The sequence below is a fragment of the Natronospirillum sp. genome, assembly GCF_022565775.1.
Taxonomy (GTDB): Bacteria; Pseudomonadota; Gammaproteobacteria; order Pseudomonadales; family Natronospirillaceae; genus Natronospirillum.
Genome location: NZ_JAIUMC010000125.1, coordinates 1 through 6794, shown reverse-complemented (window position 1 = coordinate 6794; position 6794 = coordinate 1). Strand labels below are relative to the sequence as shown.

Here is a 6794-nt window from a genome sequence, read left to right as displayed (position 1 = left end):
CAGCAAGCGTTCGCAGGATGACAACAGAAACGGTGGCAAGGGTCGTGGCAGCCGTGGCGGAGCCAACCGGCAGAAAGAGCCACAGACTGAAGAAGCGATTGCCGGAGGCCCAGAGAAGCGCCCTGGTCGCAGCCAGGGTCAGGTTACCAAAGGCCAGAATCGACGCGACCGCAAAGATGAGCGCCCGGAAGAGCTGAAGCCGACACCGGATGCCAGTGTTAATGAAACGCAGGCCAGTGCTCAGCCGACCGAGCAAAAGGCGACACCGGCTGCGGAATCGGCAGAGGCCACAGTTGCCCAGGACGGCAACAAGGCAACAGACGATAGCCGTCAGGACAACCAGGCCAAAAGCCAGGACGACAAGCCGGCCAAGGCGGATGCAGGTGCAGAGCCGGCAGAAAGCCAGGGCGAGGCAAACGACAGCTCACAGGACGACAAACCTGCTGCAGAAACCAGTGACAAGCCCAAGTCAGGCGGTCGCAAGCGCGGCAGCCGGGGTGGTGCCAAGCGCTCCAGAGGCGGTGCACGGTCGGCGGACAAGACATCGGCCGAGACATCCGATCAGCCCGCTGAAGCGGCTCAGGACAGCACAGAAAAGAGCGCTGAACAGGCGTCTGCACCTCAATCGGAGGCATCCGAGCCGGCAGCAGACAGCGAGGCCAGCAAGCCAAAGCCTGCGGCCAAGCCCCGTAAAGCCAGAACGAGTACCAAGGCCGGCTCGGCAGACAAGCCCGAGGCTACTGCGGAAGCATCGGATGGCGGCAAGCCTGAGGCAAAGGCACAGCCTGAAACTGATGCAAAGCCAAAGGACGAAGCCAAACCCGAGAGCAAGGCCCAGCCGGAAGCGGCCGAGGCCAAGCCTGCGGCTGAAGTGAAAGCGGAAGCCAAGCCTGAGCTGGCACCGGCCACAAAACCGCAGCCTGCTCCGGAGCCCGCCAAGGCTGAGGTGGCAGAAGAAGCCCCCAAGGCAGCTGAACCGGCTGCGTCAAAGCCGAACGAGAGTGCGGCACCCGAGGACTCGAATACGGGCAAGAAGCCGGTCAGAGCGTCCAATGATCCACGTGAACTGCGCAAGCAGCAGAAAGCGGACTCTTGACATAAGTGCCAGGCCGGCCAGGGATTGGCCGGCCCTTTCATTGCCGCATAGGCAAGCACCAATCAGCCGAACAGTCTCGGCTCTCGCTCCAGTCGAACCTCGTACCTGTCTTCTACTGCTTCCTGAATGCGTTCGGCAAACGCCAGCACATCGCTGCGCGGTCTCTTTTGCGGATTCACAATCACCAAAGCCTGCTGTGGCCAGGTGCCTACACCGCTCTCCGGATCGCTCTGCCCTTTCCAGCCAGCCTGATCAATCAGCCAACCCGCTGCCAGTTTGCATCTGCCCTGCCCGGCAGGAAACACGGGAATACCGGGAAACGCTTTTTGCAACGCATCAGCCTGAGCCTGATCTACCACTGGATTGGTAAAGAAGCTACCCGCATTGGGCATCTGCCAGGGGTTGGGCAACTTCTGCTGACGGACCTGACAAACCTGATCGATCAGACCCCGGGGCGTCGGGTTTTGCAGTGACTGCAAGGGACCATAAGTCAGTACCGGGCTAAAATGGAATGGCAGGCAGAAACGTACCCGGGTGATCAGCCACAGTTCACGCTCCGCACCCTTGAATACCGAATCGCGATAACTGAAGGCGCAATCCTTGTGCCTGAAGATCCGCTGCTCACCGGACCTCAGATTCAGCGCTTCAACCTGCTCGACAAATGCCTCGACCTCAACACCATAGGCACCGATATTCTGCACCGGCGCGGCACCCACTGTGCCCGGTATCAAGGCCAGATTTTCCAGCCCATGCCAGCCCTGAGCACTGCTGAAACGAACCCACCAGTGCCAGTTGATTCCGCTGCCGACATCCACGGTCACCGTCGTATCGCTCTGCCGGACCACCTGCAGACCGACCATCTCATTGATCAGCGTCAGGCCATCCACGCGCTCGGCCGCCAGCACATTGCTGCCCTCACCCAACACACGCACAGGGCAACCCTGCACTGCCGCCCAGGCCAGTGCCTCGCGCAGTTCTGCCAGCGAGCGCACGCGGGCAGCCGCCTCCGCCTGACTGGCACAGGCCATGGTTTGATGGGGTTGCAGGTCCAGATTGCGGATGATCATGCGTTCTTGCCCAGTTCCTGTTGCTGAATATGGGCGAGCAGGCCGTTTGCCGCATCACGGCACAGGTCAAATACATGCCGGAAACCTTCCGGGCCGCCATAATAGGGATCAGGGACTTCATTGCGCAGCCCTTCGGGCGCATACCTCAGAAAAAGCTCCGGAGGCCGCCCCTGGCGGCCACCCTGCTCATACAGTGCTTCGAGGTCCCGCAGATTCTGCGCATCCATGGCCAACACATAGTCAAACTCAATGAAATCTTCTTCGCTCACGCGCCGTGCTCGCAGGTCGTCTATCCGGATACCGCGTCGGGCGGCCTCCTCCTGCGAGCGCGGGTCAGGCGATTTACCGATGTGATAGGCCGCGGTTCCGGCAGAATCAGTTTCAATGCGGTCGGCCAGCCCGGCCTCCGCCACCTGATGACGAAACACACCCTCGGCGGTGGGTGAGCGGCAGATATTGCCCAGACAGACAAACAGAACTCGAACGGGTTTCACATGGACTCCTGTCGCATAACGGAAAAAAGAATCAGGCTGGTGCCAACTGCTGGCGCACCAGGACCAGGTCTTCAGGGGTATCGACGCCTTCGGGTGGCGGTTCAGTGGCTACCGCCATGGCTATGCGGACACCATGAGCCATGAACCTGAGCTGCTCCAGCTTTTCGATCTGCTCCAGCCGTGCCGGTGACCATTCGGTAAATGCCTGCAGAGCACTGACGCGATAGGCATAGATACCCAGATGACGAAAAGCCGGGACATCGCCCTGCCCGTCCCGGTCATGGGGAATCGGCGCCCGGCTGAAGTAGAGAGCCAACCCCGTGTCGTCCAGTACCACCTTGACCACATTCGGATTGCGCCACTGCTGCTCATCGGTGATGGGCACGCACAATGATGCGACACCAGCTTCCGGATATTCTGCCAGCAGATCAGCCACCTGATTGATCAGCGCCGGCGGCATACCCGGTTCATCACCCTGCACATTGACCACAACAGTGTCCTTGTCCCAGCCCTGGGCAGAGGCCACCTCGGCCAACCGGTCAGTTCCGGACTGATGGTGCTCGGAGGTCATCTGTACCGGCACCTTGATCTCTTTCATGGCGGCTTCTATGCGCGGGTCATCGGTTGCGACCACAACGCCATCAGCTCGACTGCGCTCCGCCGCCTGTGCTACCCAGGCCACCATGGGGCGGCCGTGAATGTCCGACAGCGGTTTTCCCGGCAATCGTGTACTGGCATAGCGGGCGGGTATCACCACCTGAAATCCGGAAGGGTTACGCGTCATGTGGACCTCTGGCTGGACTCTGATTCGACATCCGAAACTGTGGCCTGACGCCCCAGGACCCTCTCCAGAGCTGCGCTGAGCCGATTCAGGTGTGAATCGCTGAATGCCACCTGCAATGGTACTTCATAGGCGTTACAGGGCAATGTTCGACCTTTCAGTTTAACAGCATCCTTGCTGGTCATCAGTACCGTGCGTCCGGCAAGCGCACTGATCTGTTTTTTGCTGAGTGCGCCGTGATCCGGCAGTGCCATGGGCTCGATCGCCCAGCCCTGTCGGCGCAGCAACTGGAAAAAGGATTCGGGTTGTCCAATGCCGCACACGGCCACCACGGCCTGATCCTGCGTCCTGGGTGTGGGCAGTTCGGTCGACTTTCCGGAGGGCCCGGCCTGGTTGGCAGACAGCGGTCGCAGCTCGCCGGCAGTCAAGGACATGACCAATGGGTCCCAGCGCGCCAGATCGGGTACCGGCTGACTCTTGCAGATCACCAGATCGGTTTCGTTCAGGCGGCTCAGCGGCTCGCGCAACGGGCCGGCCGGCAGCAGTTCACCATTGCCGATACCGGCCTGTCCGTCAAACAGGCAAAGCTCCAGATCGCGCGGCAATCGATAATGCTGCAGGCCATCATCACTGATCAGAACATTGATTTCCGGTTCTCTGTCCAGCAGGTAGCGCGCCGCCGCCAGGCGATTCTTTCCAATGCAGACGGGTACGCCGGTCTGGCGGGCCAGTTGTAAAGGCTCGTCACCCACCTCTGACGCCTTGTCGGTGGCGCCAACCTGCCAGGGTCCGCGCTTGCGCCCGCCATGCCCGCGGCTGATGATACCGGGCGTGCAGCCCAGAGCGCGCAGATGGCCGGCCAGCCAGGCAATCATGGGGGTCTTGCCGGTGCCACCAACAACAATATTACCGACAATGATCACCGGGACGGGCAAGGCTTCGCGTTGCTGCAGCGATTTTATCTTCTGGTGTTGTGACAGCCGAGCAAACAGCCCGGCCAGCGGCCTGGCCAGGCGAGTCAGTGGCGTTACCTGCTGCCAGTGCAACGGCCAGCTCATGGTGATGCCTACTCGGAATCGATCTGGGCGGAAAAGGCGATACGGCTATGACCCATCTGGCCGACCACGTCCATGACGTTCAGCAGCGACTGGGAAGGCGTCTGCTGGTCTGTGGTGATCACCACCACCTGATCGCTGCCCGGCTCAAGCACGGTCTCCAGGGCGCGGCGCAGCGTGCTGAGCTGAGTATTGATCAGCATTTCGCCATTGATTTCGATCGCCCCACTGGCATCCAGCACCACATCCACACGGCGATCATCGGTAATCATCTGGTCGGACTGCACCTGGGGCAATTCGACTTCCAACTGGGTCTCGCGGGTGAAGGTGGTTGTCACCATGAAAAAGATCAGCAACAGGAACACCACATCAATGAGCGGTGTCAGGTTTATACTGACCTCTTCTTCCTGAGTACGACGGAAATTGAGACTCATGGTGCTACCTCAGGCGCCTTGTGGCTGGGCACTGCCAGACACAGGCCGCTGCCCGCTCTGACCGGCAGAGCCACCGCCCATCCCGGAAGCCGGCGTTTCTGCAGTCAGGGCATCAATCAGTTTGACGCAGTCCTGCTCCATCATGATCAGTATGGTGTCGACCCGGCGGCGCAGGGCGCGATAGAAGATCATGGCCGGAATGGCCACCAGCAGCCCGGCTGCGGTGGTAATCAGGGCCTGTGAGATGCCACCGGCGAGTACTCCGGCATTGCCGGTGCCCTGCAGCATGATGGCCGTGAAGACCTCGATCATGCCCAGCACGGTGCCGAGCAGGCCCAGCAATGGTGAAATCAGCGCGATGGTGCCCAGGGTGTTCAGGAACCGTTCCATTTCATGGGCCACATGACTGGCCTGCTGCTGCACACTGTCTTTCATCGCCTCGCGGCCCATGCGGCTCTGCTGCAGTCCGGCTGCCAGAATACTGCCCAGCCAGGTTTCCCGACGCATGTTTTTCATGTAATCCGTGGTCAGCCGGTTCTCTTTCAGCAACTTCCAGACCGTCGGCAGCAGGTCTCGCGGGGCGACCTTATCCACTCGCAACACCCAGAATCGCTCGATGATGATGGCGATGGCCAGGATGGAGCAGATAATGATGGGGATCATGAGCCATCCACCGGCCTTGACGATCTCAAACACTGGGTAGTCTCCCTGCAGTTTGCGTGACGAATGAATAATGCGCTCAGATTCTAAGCCATGGGAGCAACCTTAGGCCATAGCTGAGCGGGATTATTCCCAGATCTGTGAAGCGGTAGCGCCAACTCTTCTGGCCACAGGTGCAAACAGCGCTGTTCTCGGGACTCACATAATCTTCTGTCCAAGTGCCTTCCGTCATGGCGGAAGGCAGGTCGGCATGCATTGGTTGCTGGAACACCAGATGAGCCGCCCGAGTGACTTCCCGCAGTGGGAGTGCCGCCGCCGGGTCGCCGCCAACCGCCAGCAAATCGGTTGCCGACAACTGCCCCGACTGAGCCAGCGCATGGGCGGCCACTACGTCTCCGCCATTGACAATCAATGCACTGCCGGCGCGACTGCGCACTTCCAGCACGCAGCTACCGGTTCGGGTACCTTCCGGCTGGAACCCTGGCAGGGGCCGCAAAAAGCGAAAGCTGACGTCGGCCAGTTCAAAGCGGGTATTCAGATCGCAGAACCGGGCATCCGGCCAGTTTTCGGGCCAGTGGTCACCTCTCGTTGGGCGCGAAGCAAAGGTCTGACTGGGCGACTGGCTCACCGCGGCCAGGGCGTTCAGACCACCCTGCGTCTGCCGCCCCGGCCGGGACAGAACCACGGTATGCCAGTCCTGCAGTGGCCTGGCCCAGTGCCAGCGCAATACAGGCTGACTGAGATTCACCGTCTGCCCGGTTCCGCTGCCACTGTCGATCAGCACCCGTCCGGTGGCCGTTTCCACAACCACCGTCTGGCCTGCACCACTGTCCAGCACCCAGACTTCAAATTCATGGTCTGCCAGCACGGGTGGGCGAGCCTGAGCCAGCAGCAAGGCAAACCCGCTGATCACCAGCAGGGTCCACCCGGCAAAGGACCAGCGTGTGAGCAGCGCCAGGGCCGCCAGCAGGCCGAGAATCACGGCTTGCAAGGGCGACAGTGCCGGCAGAAAGGCGATCAGGTGATCAAATACGGCCAGCAGCCAGCGCCAGACATCAATGGCCCATCCGAACAGCACATTGGCCCAGGGCAGCCCAACGGCCGTCAGCAGCGCCAACGGCAGTGTGACAAAGCTGACCCAGGGTATCAGCACCAGATTCAGCAACATGCCCGCAGGAAACAGCGGCAGTGCCCAGAGTGCATGGAC

General features: G+C 60.9%; 7 protein-coding genes and 1 pseudogene. 1 reads left to right on the top strand and 7 read right to left on the bottom strand.

Annotated elements, in window-relative coordinates:
* Positions 1 to 1096, top strand: a 1096-nt coding sequence (locus LAT62_RS15320; protein ID WP_293385917.1) for a hypothetical protein, incomplete at its 5' end; no start/stop codon positions are given.
* A 62-nt stretch (positions 1097 to 1158) separates the two neighbouring features.
* Here LAT62_RS15320 and murB read toward each other — a convergent pair.
* The 7 genes and pseudogenes from murB to LAT62_RS15285 form a co-directional block, all read right to left on the bottom strand.
* Complete coding sequence (gene murB, locus LAT62_RS15315; protein ID WP_293385915.1) at positions 1159 to 2163, bottom strand: UDP-N-acetylmuramate dehydrogenase; 1005 nt, start codon at positions 2161 to 2163, stop codon at positions 1159 to 1161.
* The gene (locus LAT62_RS15310) at positions 2160 to 2657 is read right to left on the bottom strand and encodes a low molecular weight protein-tyrosine-phosphatase (RefSeq protein ID WP_293385913.1); all 498 of its coding nucleotides are present in this window, start codon (positions 2655 to 2657) and stop codon (positions 2160 to 2162) included. Before LAT62_RS15310 ends, murB begins: the two co-directional genes overlap by 4 nt.
* A gap of 31 nt (positions 2658 to 2688) precedes the next feature.
* Positions 2689 to 3441, bottom strand: coding sequence for a 3-deoxy-manno-octulosonate cytidylyltransferase (kdsB, locus tag LAT62_RS15305; protein WP_293385911.1), 753 nt, complete (start codon positions 3439 to 3441; stop codon positions 2689 to 2691).
* Positions 3438 to 4496 carry a tetraacyldisaccharide 4'-kinase gene (lpxK, locus tag LAT62_RS15300; RefSeq protein WP_293385909.1) on the bottom strand — a complete coding sequence of 353 codons (1059 nt, stop codon included), beginning with the start codon at positions 4494 to 4496 and terminating at the stop codon, positions 3438 to 3440. The genes kdsB and lpxK overlap by 4 nt, the downstream gene beginning before the upstream one ends.
* A gap of 8 nt (positions 4497 to 4504) precedes the next feature.
* Positions 4505 to 4927, bottom strand: coding sequence for a biopolymer transporter ExbD (locus LAT62_RS15295; RefSeq protein WP_293385908.1), 423 nt, complete (start codon positions 4925 to 4927; stop codon positions 4505 to 4507).
* Between the two features lie 9 nt (positions 4928 to 4936).
* The gene (locus LAT62_RS15290; protein ID WP_293385906.1) at positions 4937 to 5623 is read right to left on the bottom strand and encodes a MotA/TolQ/ExbB proton channel family protein; all 687 of its coding nucleotides are present in this window, start codon (positions 5621 to 5623) and stop codon (positions 4937 to 4939) included.
* Positions 5624 to 5666: 43 nt separating this feature from the next.
* Positions 5667 to 6794, bottom strand: a pseudogene (locus tag LAT62_RS15285) (hypothetical protein); the annotation flags it as partial.